Origin of the sequence: Rhodopseudomonas sp. (genome assembly GCF_013377015.1) — a bacterium.
In the GTDB taxonomy this organism is placed as follows: Bacteria; Pseudomonadota; Alphaproteobacteria; order Rhizobiales; family Xanthobacteraceae; genus JARJEH01.
The window spans coordinates 649517-665471 of the sequence record NZ_JACABA010000001.1 but is presented as its reverse complement, the minus strand read 5'-3'; the positions used below and the strand labels follow the sequence as shown (position 1 = coordinate 665471).

The window sequence follows — 15955 nt, the reverse complement described above, 5'->3', positions numbered from 1 at the left end:
GCTCACTTGGCGCCCTCCCGCTGCTTCATTCGCGGGTCGAGCGCGTCGCGGGCGGCGTCGCCGATCAGGTTGACGCTGAGAATCGCGATCGACAGCAGCAGACCCGGCCAGAAGATCAGCGACGGCTTGATCTGGAAATAGGCGCGGCCCTCCGCCATGATGTTGCCCCAGGTCGGCGTCTCCGGGCTGATGCCGGCGCCGAGAAATGACAGGATCGCCTCGGTGAGAATCGCCGAGGCGCAAATATAGGTGCCCTGCACGATCAGCGGCGCCACGGTGTTGGGCATCAGGTGCCGCGCCATGATCTTCGGCAGGCTCGATCCCACCGAAATCGCCGCCTCGACATAGGGCTCTTCACGCGCCGACAGCACCACCGAGCGCACCAGCCGGGCGACCCGCGGAATTTCTGGGATGGTGATGGCGATCATCACCGTCGCCAGGCTGGCGCCGGACAGCGAGACCACCGCGATTGCCAGCAAGATGCTGGGGATCGCCATCAGTCCATCCATCACCCGCATCAGCACGGCGTCGACCCATTTGAAGAAGCCGGAGACCAGGCCGATGACGAGACCGATGACAATGCTGATCACCGCAGCGCCGAGCCCGATCAGTAGCGAAATTCGGCCGCCATAGAGAATGCGGGACAGCACGTCGCGGCCATAGGCGTCGGTGCCGAGCAGGAATTGCGCGCTGGCGGGCTTCAGTCGCTGTGCCGGCGCCAACAGCTGCGGATCGTGCGGCGACAGCAGCGGCGCGAGGATCGCGGAGGCGATCACCAGCAGCAGGCAGACCGTGGCGGTGGCGATGATCGGCGTCGAGGTGAGAAATCCAAGCCCTGACCGCGGCGCAGCGGCGATCGGGATCGAGGGCTCGGGGATTGTATCGATCGCCATCAGTTGTGTACCTTAGTAACGGATTCTGGGATCGAGCAGGGTGTAGGCGACGTCGATCAGCAGATTGACCGCGACATAGATGCCAGAGGTCAGCAGGATCATCGCCTGGATCACCGGGTAGTCGCGCGCCAGCACCGCGTCGACGGTGAGGCGGCCGATGCCCGGCAGGTTGAATACGCTTTCGGTGACGACGACACCGGAGATCAGCAGCGCAAAGCCGGTGCCGATCACCGTGATCACCGGCACGGCGGCATTGCGCAGGGCGTGACGCAACAGCACGCCGCTCTCCGCGATGCCCTTGGCGCGCGCGGTGCGGACATAATCCTCGCCGAGCACGTCCAGCATCGCCGCCCGGGTCATCCGCGCGATCAGTGCGATGTAGATGAACGACAGCGTCAGCGTCGGCAGGATCAGCCGCTCGAAGAACGGTCCGAACCCGCCGGCCAGCTTGCGATAGCCCTGCACCGGCAGCCAGCGCAGCTCGATCCCGAAAATCTGGATCAGCACATAGCCGATCACGAACACCGGCACCGAAAACCCGACCACGGAGAGTCCCATCACGAAGCGGTCGATCCAGCTGCCGTGTTTCCACGCCGCGACGACGCCGAGCGGCACCGCGACGACCACCGCCAGGATGATGGTCGACACCGCGATGGCGATGGTCGGCTCAATGCGCTGGCCGATCATTTGCAGCACCGGCACCTGCGAGATCAGCGAGACGCCGAGATCGCCGTGCAGCAGCCGGCCGATCCAGGTGAAGAACTGGGTGTAGAGCGGTTCGTTGAGCCCGAGCATCGTCCGGATACGCGCGAGCTGCTCGGGCGTGGCGCTGTCGCCGGCAATGATCGCCGCCGGATCGCCCGGCGTCAGCCGCAGCAGCAGGAACACGAACAGCGCGACCACGCCCATCACCGGGATGGCGGCGAGAACGCGGCGGATGAGATATCCAAGCATCGAATCGCGGTTCCTCTAGTCGCGCAGAATGACGAATTCAGCCGAGAAGTCAGCAAGTCCCATGCCATCTCCGTCGCGGAATCCCGGGCTGCCGCCGCACCGTGGAGCCCCGACGATTTGCCATGACGAAAGACCTGCCTTCGCTCTCATTCCAGCGTCGCCAGCAGCCCCGCCATCAGGCGTCCGCGCTCGGCGAGACTGTCGACTTCGATATATTCGTTGAGGGTGTGCATGTCGGCGCCGCGAACGCCGAGACCGTCGAGCGTCGGGATTCCCATAGCGCCGGTGAAGTTGCCGTCGGAGCCGCCGCCGGCGCTGGCATGCGGCAGATCGATTCCCAGTTGCGCCGCGATGCCGCGCGCCTTCTGGTACAGCGCCATGGTGCCGGTGTCGGGCTCCCACACCGGCCGGGTGACGCCGCGCGTCACCTTGAAGGTCACGTCGTTCGAGGTGCCCGCCAGCGCCAGCATGCGTTCGACCCCGGCGTCGAGATCGGATTGCCGCTTCGCCATACTGAGCGCTTCGCCGGTGCAGGTCGTGGCGACGCAGTTCACCCATTGCCCGCTATGCACGATGCCGACGCTGAAGGTGCAGTCCTCCGTGGTCATGGCGTCGATGGCGATGATCTGCCGCGCCATCTCGCGAATCGCGCTGCGCCCAGACGCCAGCGTGGCGCCGGCATGGCTGGGCTTGCCGGTCGCCTCGAGGTTGAACCGCGCGATCGCGTAGCGGCCGGTGACGACGCCGTTATCGGCACGGCCCGGCTCCGGCACCAGCACGTATTTGTTGCGCGCGGCCTCGGCCTCGATGACGTCGCGGGTGCTCGGCGTGCCGACCTCCTCGTCGGGCGTGAACAGTACGGTGATCGGCAGCGGCGTGGTGAAGGATGCACGCGCCAGCTGCCGGATCGCTTCCAGCGACAGGTAGTTGCCGCCCTTCATGTCGCAGATCCCAGGGCCGTAGCATCTGCCGCCGTCGCGTCGCCACGGGAGTTTTTCGAGTGTGCCGATCGGATGCACGGTGTCGAGGTGGCCGGAGATCAGGATGCCGGGTTCGCCCTGGCGCGGATGCGGGAAGCGGGCGCGCACGCAGCCGGCGAAGCCGTGTCGCCCGGCGATGCGCTCGATAGTTGCGCCCATGATCGCCATCTCGCGGGCGGCGAGATCGAGCATGCGCTCAACTGCGGCGGCATCCCAGGTCGGGCTTTCGCATTCGACCCAGGCGCGCAGTCCCTGCAGCATCGACTCGGAATCGAACGGAAGATTGGCTGGGTTCATCGCTCTCTCTCTTTTGATCCGATGGCGCTACGAGAATGACTGGCGCCGGATTTGTAAAGCGAAAGATGCCGCGCCATCGCGCCGCGCGCGATACGCGGAAACACGATTGACGCGTGGCGCGCATGATGCAAGTCTCGATTATCAAGGACTTACAGAGCGTTAATCCCCCGTAGCGCCTAAACTTCTGTCGTTCTGCATAATCAGACAGCGGCAGTTGATCAGTTTCCAGCCAGGAGAAAACGAATGTCCCACAGCTCGCATTGGCTCGGTTCAACGGTTGCGGCGAAGATCGGCTTGCCGGCCCTGACGCTGGCCGCGGCGCTAGCGATGCCCGCGGCGGTCGACGCCAAGACCATCAATGCGGTGATGCATTCCGATCTGCGCATCATCGATCCAGGATTGACCACCGCCTACATCACCCGCGACCACGGCTACATGGTGTACGATACACTGTTGGCAACCGACTCCAACTTCAAGATCCAGCCGCAGATGGCCGAGTGGAAAGTTTCCGACGACAAGCTGACCTACACCTTCACGCTGCGCGACGGATTGAAATGGCACGACGGCGCGCCCGTGACGGCGGAAGACTGCGTGGCCTCGCTGCAGCGCTGGGGCAAGAAGGACGGCATGGGTCAGAAGCTGATGGACTTCACCGCCAGCCTGGAGGCGACCGACGCCAAGACCATCACGCTGAAACTGAAGGAGCCCTACGGTCTGGTGCTGGAATCGATCGGCAAGCCGTCGTCGCTGGTGCCGTTCATGATGCCGAAGCGGATCGCCGAGACGCCGCCCGACAAGGCGATCCCGGAACAGATCGGCTCCGGTCCGTTCAAGTTCGTGGCGGGCGAATTCCAGCCCGGCGTCAAGGCGGTGTATGAGAAGAACAAGGACTACGTGCCGCGCAAGGAAGCGCCGAGCTGGACCTCGGGCGGCAAGGTGGTCAAGGTCGACCGCGTCGAATGGATCACCATGGCGGATGCGCAGACCGCGGTGAACGCGCTGCAATCCGGCGACATCGATTTCCTGGAAAACCCGTCCTTCGACATCCTGCCGGTGCTGGCCGCCGACAAGAACCTGAAGATCGACACGCTGAACAAGCTCGGCTACCAGACGCTGGGCCGGATGAATTTCCTGCATCCGCCGTTCGACAACGTCAAGGTGCGGCGCGCGGCCTTTTTGGCAATGAGCCAGAAGCCGGTGCTGGACGCCCTGGTCGGCAATCCGGACTACTACCAGATCTGCGGCGCGGTGTTCGTCTGCAACACGCCGCTGGCAACCGACGTCGGCGCGGAGACTCTGATCAAGGGCAACGGCATGGCGGAGGCCAAGAAGCTGCTCGCCGAATCCGGTTATGACGGAACACCGGTAGTGGTGATGGCGCCGGGCGATGTCGTCACTTTGAAGGCGCAGCCGATCGTGGCGGCGCAGTTGCTGCGCGACGCCGGCTTCAAGGTCGACCTCCAGGCCACCGACTGGCAGACCGTGGTGGCGCGCCGCGCCAGCCAGAAGCCGCCGAAGGAGGGCGGCTGGAACATGTTCTTCACCAACTGGGTCGCCGCCGACGTGGTCAATCCGGTGGTTAACGTCTCGGTCGGCGGTCGGGGCAAGAATGGCGGCTGGTTCGGCTGGGCCGACGACCCGAAGATGGAAGCGCTGCGCGACGCCTTCGCTCGCGCCACCTCGCCGGACGATCAGAAAAAGCTCGCCGCCGAGATTCAGAAGGAAGTCTTTGACGAGGTGATCTACATTCCGCTCGGCCAGTACACCAGTCCGAGCGTGTGGCGTAAATCGCTGACCGGCGTCGTCGACGGCCCGGCGACCCCGGTGTTCTGGAACATCGACAAGTCGGAGTGAGGCGCGGCGCCGCATTGGTGCGCGTCGGTCCAGAGAAGGCCGGTCGGCTCAGGTAAGGTCAGGCAAGAAGCCGGCGTCTCGGCAACGAGACGCCGGCTTCTTGTTGATGTTCGGTGGCGGCGGGCTCAGGCCACGGCGCGGATCGCGGGCTCGCCAACGGCCTCGAACTCCAACGTCGCCAGCTCGCGCGCGGTCTTCAGCAGTTGCACCGCCTTGGTGATATTGGCTTCGGAGTGCCCCGCCATCACCTGCATCAGGATTCGCACGGCGCCTTTGGGAACGGCCGGGAATTCCACCAGATTGGCGACCAGACCGAGTTCGGGCAGCCGCCGGCTCACCAACCGGGCCAGGCCTTCGGTCCCCATCTTGACGCAGACGATCGCCGACGGGTCGCTGTAGTAATCCATTCCGGCCTCGCGCAGTTGCGCGCGCAGGCTGAGGATGTTGGTCATCAGCGCCGATCGCAGCGCGCTACCCTGTTCGGAGTCGACGATCTCGAATGCCTTCAGCACGATCGCCGCCTGCACCGGGGACAGCGCGTTGGAGAACGTCGCCGGCGCGCTGTAGAAGCGCAGATACTCCTTCACGGCGCGGCTGTTGCAGGCCACGAAGCCGCCATTGGAGGCGGCTCAGGGCTATCTCTACAGCATGGCCGTGCCGCCGGAGGAGATTGCGCAATTGCTCGAGCGATTGTCGGCGAAGCGAGCCGCGTCGGCCAAGTCGTAGCCTCGGGGGCGATCCCGGAGGCTAATCAATGCCGCAGCCGATGTCGGCCCAAGCGCGAGTGGATCAGGCCGACGGTGCGATCACTTGCGCGCGCAGGAAGCCACGATGCTGGCGAAGGTCGAACTGCACCTTGCGGTCAGCACGCCGTTGTTAGGCTGCAACGAATCGGAAAGCCGCGCGCTGTTGCCGCCGACGCAATACGCCGTGATCAGGGTCTCGTCCGGCGCACAGCTCACCGGACAGCCATTGATGGAACAGGACGTCGAGGTGACCGTCCGAATCGGGTTGACCAGAGGCGCAACCGAAGCGGCCTCCGCCAAGCTCGCGCTCCCCGCGCCATCGCCTTGCAGGGCGCCGTTGCTTGCGACCAGATAGACCGCGACCGCAGCAAGCAGGACCGCGCTCGCCATCACCATGGTCTGTGGCGACAGCGACTTGATCCTCGTCTCGACCGTACCACGCAGATCGGGCCATCGCGAGAATTCGGCCGGGCGGAGATCATCCCAGACCAGATAGATCATGACGGCGCCGCCGACGCCGACGACCAGCAGGATCACGAGGCCGCCAATTGCGGATAGGTACTCCATGTCGCTTTTTCCATCCGTGCTTTGCGCGGTGCAATCTGTATAGATTTGACGCGCCATTCGCCGCATTGTCGGAAATCAAAAGAGCCCGTGCCAGCGATGTTGCGTTGAGGTAAATCAAAACCTCGCGAGACGGTGGGAGCCAGCGGCGTCCCGCGCTGCTGAACCGGTCACGCGGCCCCGATTGGCGTTAACGCTTATTAACCGTCATTAACCGGCGTTAACCTCCATATTTAGGCGGCTCGATTCAGATCAACGCGCTGGTGGTCAGCCTCGACATGTCTTGGTAAGTAAGCAATGCATGTTGATTCATTCCGGCCGGACCAAAGCGGTTGCCGCACCGCACCGTTCGGTGCGCCGGTGTGGATGCAGCCGAAGTCAACCGCGGCGAATTGAGCTAGATCAACAGGCCTCGGGTGAGGCTGGTTGCAGATGATCCGGCCCGGCAGCGGGCGCGGTGCGTGCGGGACAGCAAGGGGAAGAGGCGATGAAGGCCAGCGATGTGATGTCCACGAAGGTCGTGACCGTACGCGCCGACACGCTGGCCCGCTCGGTCGCCGATACGCTGTTGCGGCACGGGATCAGCGCGGTACCGGTGGTCGACGACAATGGCGCGGTGATTGGGATCGTCAGCGAAGGTGACCTGATGCCGCGCAACGAGGCGGCGAGGGAGGCGCGCCGCGACTGGTGGCTGCAAATGATGTCCGAGGGCGAGGACCTGCACCCGGACTATCTTGAATTCCTGAAAGCCGACACCCGCACCGCCCAGCAGATGATGGTGTCCCCAGTGGTGACGGCGGACGAAGGGATGGAGCTGGCCGATCTCGCCGAGTTGCTATTCGCCAATAAAATCAAGCGGGTGCCGGTGCTGCGCGAGGGCAGGATGGTCGGCATCGTGAGCCGCGCGGATCTGCTGCGATCGCTGGCCTCGCCCGGAGCAAGGCGCGACCCGGAACCCGCGCCCGACGACGGCTCGCTGTTGCCGGTCGCCTCCGATCGGCTGGAAGCGTTGACGCGCCACAAGCAGGAGCCGGCGCCGGCGCCGCACGCCGCGGCGGACGACGAGTTTTCCGCCGCCGCGTTCCTGCATTTGGCGTCCAGCCACGAAGCCGAGGAAGAAGAACGACGCAAACAGGCCAAGCGTCTGGAGGACGAGAAGCATCATCGTCAGGCCAGTCAGATGCTGGCGTCGCATCTCACCGAGGAGACCTGGCAGCGGATGCTCAGCAACGCCCGCGCCACCGCGAAAAAGGGCGAGGACGAGCACATGCTGCTGCGATTTCCTGCCGAACTGTGCAGCGATCACGGCCGTGCGGTGAATGCTCCGGATCCAGATTGGCCGACCACGCTGCGCGGCATGGCGGCGGAAATCTTCATGCGTTGGAAGGCCGAATTGCGCCCGCATGGCTTCTCGCTGCACGCGAGAGTGGTGGATTTCCCGGACGGCGTTCCGGGCGATATCGGTCTGTTCCTGTCATGGGGCAACGCCGATGCCGGCAAGCATTGAGCGCCAGTTACGGTTACTTGAACTGAACAGCCGGGGCGCTATCGCTTCTTCTTGTGCTCTGCCCGCTCTAGAGCTTGCTCGAGCGCGTCGCACATCGTCTTCAACACCTTGATCCGCGCGAAATACTTGTTGTTGGCTTCGACCAGTGTCCATGGCGCGGAGGCGGTCGAGGTGCGATCGACCATGTCGCACACAGCGGTTTCGTAGACGCCCCACTTCTTGCGGTTGCGCCAGTCCTCCTCGGTGATCTTGAACCGCTTGAAAGCGACCACCTTGCGTTCTTTGAAGCGCCGCAACTGTTCCTGCTTGCTGATCGCGAGCCAGAATTTCACCACGACCGTATTGTGCCGGATCAGCGAATCCTCGAAGTCGTTGATCTCGCTATAGGCGCGCATCCAGTCGGCCTCGGGGCAGAAGCCCTCGATTCGTTCGACCAGCACGCGGCCGTACCAGGAGCGGTCGAAGAAGGCGAAGCGCCCCTGTCGCGGCAAATGGCGCCAGAACCGCCACAGATAGGGTTGGGCACGCTCTTCCTCGGTTGGCGCGGCCACCGAGATGTTGCCGTAGCAGCGGGCGTCGAGCGCCCCTGTGACCCTGCGGATCGCACCGCCCTTACCGGCGCTGTCGTTGCCTTCGAACACCACGACCACCGAGAGGGTCTTGAAACGCGGATCCCGGGACAGCCGATTGAGCCGGCCCTGCCATTTCTCGAGCTGCTTCTTGTAGTCAGTCCGGGTCATCGGCTGATCGAGGCTGAGCGAACTCAGCACATTGACCTTGTCGGCGGGCGCCGGCAGCGGCGGCGTCTTGTCGGGCAGCAGCTTCGACGGCTTTTCGTCGAGCCGCTCCCGCATTGCCGCCAGCAGATGCCGGCCCACGGTCAGCGCCCGGTAGCGCGGATCGGCGCCGGGCACCACGATCCACGGTGCCTGTCCGGTCGAGGTCTGGCGTAGGAACGGGTCGCATACCTTGATGAATTTGTCGTAGAGCTTGAAATAGTCCCACTCGACGTCGGTCACCCGCCAGCTCGTATCGGGATCTTGTTCGAGCGATTGCAGCCGCTTCTTCTGCTGCGCCTTGGAGAGATGAAACCAGTATTTCAGCAGCAGCACGCCCTCGTCGCACAGCATCTGTTCGAGCCGCCGGATTTCGCCGATCGCATAGGAAAATTCACCTTCGTCGATCTGACCCATCACCCGCTGGACGATCGGCATCGTATGCCACGCGCCAAAAAACACGCCGATTTCGCCCTTGGGCGGCAGCGCACGCCAAAATCGCCAGTTCGCCGGCCGCTCGCGCTCTTCGTCCGAGGGGTTGCCGAACGCACTGGTGTGGATGTGGCGCGGGTCCATCCACTCCGTGAGCAGATTAACTGTCTCTCCCTTGCCGGCACCTTCGACGCCGGCGATCAAGATCAGCACCGGAAACCGATGTTGCTCCTTCAGATCGAACTGGGCGCCGAGCAACGCCTCTCGCAGCTTGCCCTCTTCGCGCTTGAAGACGGGCTTGCTGATGTGATGTTTGAAATTCGCGGAATCGAACATAGCGTGTTAAGTATTCCCCGAAATGAAGCGGCCTGCGTGATCTAGGTCAAAGTCGTCGCCGGCGCGAGGGTGTTTTTTGAATAAATGCGACCGGCCGGTATTGTGTGGTTGGGGTGCGTTCGATCCAGACGGGTCGGTCACAAAGCGGGTCGATTACAACAGGAGAATCACATGCGAACCTTGATCTTAGCAGCGACCGCCATTGTCGCGCTGGTGGCGCCGGCCGCGGCTCAGCTCAAAGCGCCGGCCGCGGTCGTCGAGGAGGTCAAGGGCAATGTCGCCGGCATCGAATTCATGGACTATGTTTTCCCCGGCAAGGTGATCAAGCTCGGCACCTCGGGGTCGATCGTGCTGAGTTACCTTGCCTCCTGCATCCGCGAGACGATCACGGGTGGCGTGGTCCTGGTCGGCACCGAGCAAAGCAAGGTCGACCCGATGGCCAATCTTGAAAGCACCAAGGTAGATTGCGTTGGACAGCGCATGCAGCTGTCCGACAGCGAAGCCAGTCAGAGTGCTGCGACCACGTTCCGCAGCGTCGGCGACAAAAAGTCTGCGCCGCTGACGATCTACGGCGTTTCGCCGGTGTTCGAGACCTCCGGTCCCGGTAAACTGGTGATCGAACGGACCGATCTTCCAGGATCGCGCGACGAAGTGTTGCTCGACAAGAACACCCTAGTCAAAGGCAAATTCTATGACATGGCAAAGGTTGGTAAGTCGCTGATGCCGGGGGCGAGCTATCGCGCCGTGTTCGGCTCGCGGAAGATCGACTTCAAGATCGCGCCATTGGCGAAGCTGGGCGATGCGCCGATCGTCAGCCGACTTCTGCGCCTGTAGTCCCCCGCGCGTCGATCGCTGGCCATCCGAATGGGCCGCATCACCAAAGGTGAAGCGCTCGCGGCCTTTGTGATTGCAGCCGCTTCAGGCGTGCTGTTCGCCTCGCCGGCGCTGGACGCGGCGCGTGGGGTATCGCTCGATATTCTGACCGCGCTGCGCTGGCAGACGGTCGGGCCGAGCACCGATCCGTCGTCGAGCCCGACGGTCGTGGTCGCGATCGACGAGCAGAGCTACCAGACGCCACCGTTCAAGGGCTCGCCGACGCTGACTTGGACGCGGGAGATCGGCCGGGTGCTCGGCGCGATCATCGATGGCGGCGCCAAGGTCGTCGGCTTCGACGTGGTGTTCCCGACCTCGATCGAGCAATCCGAAATTCCGTTCGGCGATGAATTGCTGGGCGCGCGGATGCGCGGCTTCGATCGGGATTTTTTGCGCGCGCTGGCGTCCGCCGCGGCGGCCGGCAAGGTGGTGCTCGGCGAAGTCCAGCAGCGCGACGATCCGATCCGGCCCGCGCCCGGGCAGCGGATCGCGGTTCGGCAGCAGCTCAATATCAGGCCGCTCAACGTCTATGCTGATCCGGACGATGTGGTCCGCCGGTTGCCGCTGTCGTTCGGATCGGAGGGCAGGCCGACGCCAGCGATGGCCGTCGAACTGGCCGCGCGGGCGCGCGGTGTCGCGCCGGAATTCTCCGACGACGGTAGCATGCGTTTCGCCGGACGCCGGATCGACGGCCGCATCCCGAACACGCTGACGCTGAATTTCGAAGGCGGCGCCGACGACATTCCGACCTATTCGCTGGCCGATCTGCGTGCCTGCGTCGAACAGGGCAACCGCGATTTCTTCAAGCGCCAGTTCGACGGCAAGGTCGTGCTGCTCGGGACGCTGCTCAATTTTGATGATCGCAAGCAGACGTCGAAGCGGCTGGCGACCGGCCTCGAAGCGGCGCGCGCGCCGCGCTGCGTCCTGCCGGAGTCGGTGCAAAAGGGGCAATTCCAGCGCCGCACCATCGCGGGCGTCTATATCCACGCGACCGCGGTCAACAATCTGCTGAACGGCAATGCCGTCGCCGAGCTCGGCCGTCTGCCGGTGACGCTGATCGCGATCGGCTTTGCCGGCCTGGTCGCGGCCGCCGCTTTGTGGCTCAGCCCGACGCTCGCCGCTGTCACCTTTCTCGGCCTGGTTGCGGCGCTGGTGGCGGTCGCAACGGCGATGTTCGTCCGGTCGCTGGCGTTGCCGCTGAGCGAACCGGTGCTAGCCGGCTTCAGCACGCTGGTGCTGACGATCGGCTATCGCTTCATCGTGGTTGACAGAACCGAACGATTTCTGCGCGCCAGCTTCGGGCTGTATCTGGCGCCGCAGGTAATCGATCAGATGTTGAGCTCGCAGCGGCTGCCCAAGCTTGGCGGCGAGATGCGCGACGTCACCGTGTTCTTCTCCGACGTCGCCGGGTTCTCCTCGATCGCCGAGCAGTTGACGCCGGATGCCCTGGTAGGGCTGATGAACGAGTATCTGTCTGCGATGACCGACATCATCGAGGCGCGCGGCGGCTATGTCGACAAATATATCGGCGACTCCATCGTCGCGGTGTTCGGCGCGCCGGCCAGCGATCCGGACCACGCCGCCAATGCGGTGCGCTCGGCGCTGGAATGTCGCGGCAAGCTGGAACAGCTCAACCTCACGGCGAAGGCATTCCAGGGCCACAAACTGGCGCACCGGATCGGCCTGAATTCCGGCGAAGCGCTGGTCGGCAATATCGGCTCGCACCGGCGCTTCAACTACACCGTGATGAGCGACACCGTGAATCTGGCCTCGCGGCTCGAAGGCGCCAACAAGTACTTCGCCACCTCGATCATGGCCTCGGAAATGACCGTGGCGCTGACCGGCGACGCCTTCGCGTGGCGCGAACTCGAGGCGATCCGGGTCAAGGGACGGGTGCAGCCGGTGCGGATCTTCGAGCCGCTCGCCGCGCACGGGCAGACCTCGCCGGCGCAGTCGCGGATCGCGTCGATCTATGGCGAAGGCCTGCGGCACTGGCGCGCCCGGGATTTTGCCGCCGCCGCGGCGTGCTTTGCGCAGATCGCCGCGGAGGATCCGCCCTCGGCGCTGTTCCTGCAGCGCGCGAGAAACCTGGCCGAACATCCGCCGGGCGCGGATTGGGAAGCCGTCGACACGCTGGAAGGCAAATGACCGCCCAGCCCGCTCACGGCAGCTTCGGCACCTTGGCGTGAAAGTCGGTGGCGCGCTGGAATGCCGCGCCGATCCGCAGCAGCATCGCCTCGGCGAACGGCCGGCCGATGATCTGCATGCCGACCGGCAGGCCAATTCGGGTGAAGCCGACCGGAATCGCCAGCGACGGCAGCCCGAGATAATTCACCGGCCGGGTGAAGCGGGTCAGCCGCTGGATCACCGCTTCGGCGTCGCGGCTGTTGCCGACGTCGCTTTCCACGATGGTCGGCGCCGCGACCGGCGCGACCGGCGCCAGCACCGCGTCGACATTCGCGATCGCGGCGAGAAACGCCGCCAGCGCCGGACCGCGCCAGCGCATCGCCTCGAGATAGCTGACGCCGGGAACCGCGAGGCCGTTCTGCAGTCGCATCAGCACCTGCGGGCTGTAATCCTGCGGCCGCTCGGCCATCCAGCGCTTGTGGAACGCCGCGGCTTCGACCGCGAGCACCAACTGGCAGGCCGCGGTCAGCAGCCGCTGGTCGGGCAGTTCGACGCTGACGATACTGGCGCCTTCGCGCTTCAGCGTCGCGATGGTCTGGTCCAGCGCTCGTTCGACCTCGGCATCAAGTTCGTCGACATAGAACGCCGCCGGGATTCCGATCCGCAGCCCGGCGATCGGTTCGCGCGTCGCCGCATTGTAATCCGGCAGTTCGCCGTGGACGCAGGTCGGGTCTTCCGGATCGGCGCCCGCCATCAGTGACAGCAGCAGCGCGCAATCCTGCGCGGTGCGCGCCAGCGGCCCGACGGTGTCGAGCGATTGCGACAGCGGCATCGCGCCGGCGCGGCTGACCCGGCCGACCGTGGTTTTCAATCCGGTGACGCCGCAGAAATGCGCCGGCATCCGGATCGAGCCGCCGGTGTCGGAGCCGAGCGCCGCGAAGCTCAGCCGCGCCGCGACCGCGGCGCCCGAGCCCGACGACGAGCCGCCGGTGATGTGGTCGAACCCCCAGGGGTTGCGCACCGGGCCGAAATGCGCGTTGTGGCCGGTCGGCCCATAGGCGAATTCCGCCATCTGCAATGAGCCGGTGCGGATGGTGCCGGCGTCCTTCAGCCGCTGCAGCGCGGTCGACGTGCTGGTGGCGACCCAGTGGCGGCGGATCGACGAGCCGCAGGTGACGACGTGGCCCTCTTCGTAATACATGTCCTTGTGCGCCAGCGGCACACCATGCAGCACGCCGCGATTTCGGCCCTGCGCCAGCTCGGCGTCGGCGGTGGCGGCGTCGGCGAGTGCCTGATCGGCCTCGATCGACATGAACGCGTTGAGCCTGGGCTGCCAGAAGTTGAGGCGATCGAGGCAGGACTGGGTGGCCTCGCGTGACGAGATCCGTTTCTTCGCGATCGCCTGCGCGATCTCGGTCAGCGACAGCAAGGCCGGTTCGCTCAAGCTCATTTGCCGGCCCCGATGCTCTGGACGATCAGGAAGGTCGCGGGCTCGAGGTCGAACGGCAACGATCCGGCGACCGCCGCAAAGCCGTCAAAGGCCGGGCCGACCGAATTGGCGATCCGCGCGGCGACGTCGTCCTCGACCGGCAATCCCGCCAGCGCGGCCATTGCCTTGACGCCCTCGGACGTAGGTCTTGTGGTCATGCGGTTTCTGCCCCCTTCGCCGGACCCGGCTGCGATTCGAGCGCGGGATCGCGATCCAGCATGCCGCCCGATCCTCGATTCAACAAGGTCGGTCAGTGCCGGCGAGGGCGGGCGGGGTCAAATATCCAGGGCCCGGTAGACCGAAACCTCGCGCTCGCGCGCCAGGCGGGCGTCGTCGCCGGCGCGAATGCCGCGCCAGCCGTCGAAAAACACCACCAGGGTCGAGAACAATCCGGTGATCTTGCCGAGCAGGAAGCCGAACGGGAAGATCAGTCTTTCCGGCGGGACGATGAATTGCGAGCCGAGAAAGATCGCGACCGCGTTGAAGAAATAGCCGGAGCGATACAGTGTCTTCTCTTTCCAGGCGCTGCGCGCGTAGGGGCGGGAGCTCTTCTTGACCGCCTTGTTGTAGCGCGGATTGGCGAGCAGTCCCCACAGCCGGCGCTTGCGCGGCAGCGCGTGGGGGCCGGCGAGCAGGGCGCGGAAATTCGACCGCATCTCGGCATGGGCGATCGCCGCGAGGATCAGATTGGCGGCGACCAGCGCGAGCTTCAGTTCGGGCAGCGACAGCAGCAATTGCGCGGCCAGATCGACGAACACCAGATGGGTGGCGGCGTTAAGCACGAAGGCGGAGCGGTGAAACGCGGCGCGGTTGATATTGCCGACCTTCTCGTCGATGAACGGCGCCCCGGTCTTGGATTTCCCGCGTTCGAGCAGCGCCTGGCGTTGCCGCTCGGTCAGCGGCCAGCGCTTGCCGAGTTCCTCGATGGTTTCCGCCGGGGTGCCGCGCTTGATCCGGAATGTCGCCTTGTTGGCGAAGGCCGAGACGCGCGCGAACCAGCGCCGCGTGATCGCGAAGCGCGACGTCGCGGTATGGACCAAGCGGGCAGGTTCTGCTTGCATCGGGTCCATTCGGATCAGCTCGGGCGTTCTCAATCTCCGAAAAGCGGTCGATCCGCAAGCTTGCGTCCGGCCTTCGCGGCGGCCTTCAGCAGCTTCGCGCTCTCAGCCTTGTTCAGGTCGGACAGCGATCGGGTGGCTGGCGCGGCCTGCCGCGCCGCCGCGTCCGGCGCGCGTGCGAGCTTGCGCGCCAATTCGCTTTGCACCGCGATATCGTTGAGCGCGCCGAGCGCGTCGAGCAGATTCTTCAGGGCTGTCCTGAAAGCCGACAATCGCTTGGCCGCCTTGTGCTCGACGAACAGGCTCTCGAAGAATCCGGTGGCGTAATACAGTTTCTTGGCCGCGATCCGGAGCCGGTGGCGCCGCTCCACGCTCATCTTGTTGAGGTGCTTGGCCTTGTCGATCACCCGGTCGGCGCGGGTGGTCAGAACATGTTTGGCGAACCGCCGTGCGGTGCGGCGGTTGGCAGGCAGCGGCGGCTGCGAGGTCCAGTCGCCGCTATCGATCCAGCGCCCGATCTCCAGCAGCAAGGCGCGGAACCGGGGCTGCTCGACCGCGGCCTTGGCCTTGTCGAAGGCGGCGATCCGGCTCGCCGCTAGCCGCTTGCGAAACGCCGGCGACCCGCTAGCGATGCCCAACTGGTCGACCCTCATTTGCATGACATAAAGATCGCGCGCGGGCGCAAGTCGGCCGGCCAGCCATTTCAGTTCCCTCGCCACCCGCGCGGTCTGGGCGTCGTGCAGCAGTGGCGCGAAAACCGAGATCGCGGCCCGCATCCGACGCAGTCCGATGCGCATCTGATGCACGCCGAGCGGCTTGCGCTGGCGAACCGCCTGCTGCTGCGCCGCAATGATCTGCCGTAGCCAGCCGCAGATCGCCTTGACGGCGTCGACCGTGCCGATCTCGGGATCGAGCACAAGCTGGCTGGCTGGTTTTGGTCCCGTCGCTCGGCCGCGACCGCGCAAGGCCTTCACCTTGTGAAGATGCTGCGGCCTCGCCTTAAGCTGCCGTTGAACTGCTTTACCCATCAGATTCCGTCGGGCGCCCCACCGCGTGACTTGCACGATAT

At 65.1% G+C, this 15955-nt stretch carries 15 protein-coding genes; 5 read left to right on the top strand and 10 right to left on the bottom strand.

Annotation, left to right across the window (positions count from 1 at the left end):
• Positions 1–2: 2 nt before the first annotated feature.
• The 3 genes from HXX15_RS03240 to HXX15_RS03230 form a co-directional block, all read right to left on the bottom strand.
• On the bottom strand, positions 3–893 hold the full coding sequence (locus tag HXX15_RS03240) for an ABC transporter permease (protein ID WP_296512589.1): 891 nt from the start codon (positions 891–893) through the stop codon (positions 3–5).
• A 12-nt stretch (positions 894–905) separates the two neighbouring features.
• Entirely contained in the window at positions 906–1847 is a 942-nt protein-coding gene (locus HXX15_RS03235; RefSeq protein ID WP_296512587.1) for an ABC transporter permease, read from the bottom strand.
• A 146-nt stretch (positions 1848–1993) separates the two neighbouring features.
• Positions 1994–3124, bottom strand: a complete 1131-nt coding sequence (locus tag HXX15_RS03230; RefSeq protein ID WP_296512585.1) for a M20/M25/M40 family metallo-hydrolase — start codon at positions 3122–3124, stop codon at positions 1994–1996.
• Between the two features lie 243 nt (positions 3125–3367).
• On the opposite strand from HXX15_RS03230, the gene HXX15_RS03225 reads away from it, so the two are divergent.
• Complete coding sequence (locus HXX15_RS03225; RefSeq protein WP_296512584.1) at positions 3368–4978, top strand: ABC transporter substrate-binding protein; 1611 nt, start codon at positions 3368–3370, stop codon at positions 4976–4978.
• Positions 4979–5103: 125 nt separating this feature from the next.
• Here the strand turns inward: HXX15_RS03225 and HXX15_RS03220 are convergent, their stop codons facing one another.
• The gene (locus HXX15_RS03220) at positions 5104–5586 is read right to left on the bottom strand and encodes an aminotransferase class I/II-fold pyridoxal phosphate-dependent enzyme (protein ID WP_296512581.1); all 483 of its coding nucleotides are present in this window, start codon (positions 5584–5586) and stop codon (positions 5104–5106) included.
• Here HXX15_RS03220 and HXX15_RS03215 point away from each other — a divergent pair.
• On the top strand, positions 5576–5704 hold the full coding sequence (locus HXX15_RS03215) for a hypothetical protein (protein WP_296512580.1): 129 nt from the start codon (positions 5576–5578) through the stop codon (positions 5702–5704). The two genes, HXX15_RS03220 and HXX15_RS03215, sit on opposite strands and share 11 nt — an antisense overlap.
• Before the next feature lie 80 nt (positions 5705–5784).
• Here the strand turns inward: HXX15_RS03215 and HXX15_RS03210 are convergent, their stop codons facing one another.
• Complete coding sequence (locus HXX15_RS03210; RefSeq protein ID WP_296512578.1) at positions 5785–6348, bottom strand: hypothetical protein; 564 nt, start codon at positions 6346–6348, stop codon at positions 5785–5787.
• Between the two features lie 427 nt (positions 6349–6775).
• Here HXX15_RS03210 and HXX15_RS03205 point away from each other — a divergent pair, with 427 nt between their 5' ends.
• Positions 6776–7795, top strand: a complete 1020-nt coding sequence (locus HXX15_RS03205) for a CBS domain-containing protein (protein ID WP_296512575.1) — start codon at positions 6776–6778, stop codon at positions 7793–7795.
• A gap of 38 nt (positions 7796–7833) precedes the next feature.
• On the opposite strand, the gene pap is transcribed toward HXX15_RS03205, so the two are convergent.
• A complete protein-coding gene (gene pap, locus HXX15_RS03200; protein ID WP_296512573.1) occupies positions 7834–9339 on the bottom strand; it encodes a polyphosphate:AMP phosphotransferase in 1506 nt (501 codons plus the stop codon).
• A gap of 171 nt (positions 9340–9510) precedes the next feature.
• Here pap and HXX15_RS03195 point away from each other — a divergent pair, with 171 nt between their 5' ends.
• Together HXX15_RS03195 and HXX15_RS03190 are read left to right on the top strand one after the other, a co-directional pair.
• Complete coding sequence (locus tag HXX15_RS03195) at positions 9511–10173, top strand: hypothetical protein (protein ID WP_296512572.1); 663 nt, start codon at positions 9511–9513, stop codon at positions 10171–10173.
• Between the two features lie 30 nt (positions 10174–10203).
• Entirely contained in the window at positions 10204–12360 is a 2157-nt protein-coding gene (locus tag HXX15_RS03190) for an adenylate/guanylate cyclase domain-containing protein (RefSeq protein WP_296512570.1), read from the top strand.
• A 13-nt stretch (positions 12361–12373) separates the two neighbouring features.
• Here the strand turns inward: HXX15_RS03190 and HXX15_RS03185 are convergent, their stop codons facing one another.
• From HXX15_RS03185 to HXX15_RS03170, 4 genes are all read right to left on the bottom strand, one after another.
• A complete protein-coding gene (locus tag HXX15_RS03185; protein WP_296512568.1) occupies positions 12374–13789 on the bottom strand; it encodes an amidase in 1416 nt (471 codons plus the stop codon).
• Positions 13786–13986 (bottom strand): hypothetical protein, encoded by a 201-nt coding sequence (locus HXX15_RS03180; protein ID WP_296512566.1) that lies wholly within the window; start codon positions 13984–13986, stop codon positions 13786–13788. The genes HXX15_RS03185 and HXX15_RS03180 overlap by 4 nt, the downstream gene beginning before the upstream one ends.
• A gap of 117 nt (positions 13987–14103) precedes the next feature.
• Positions 14104–14889, bottom strand: a complete 786-nt coding sequence (locus HXX15_RS03175) for a hypothetical protein (RefSeq protein WP_296512564.1) — start codon at positions 14887–14889, stop codon at positions 14104–14106.
• 29 nt (positions 14890–14918) lie between these two features.
• Complete coding sequence (locus tag HXX15_RS03170) at positions 14919–15914, bottom strand: CHAD domain-containing protein (protein WP_296512563.1); 996 nt, start codon at positions 15912–15914, stop codon at positions 14919–14921.
• Between the last annotated feature and the right edge of the window lie 41 nt (positions 15915–15955).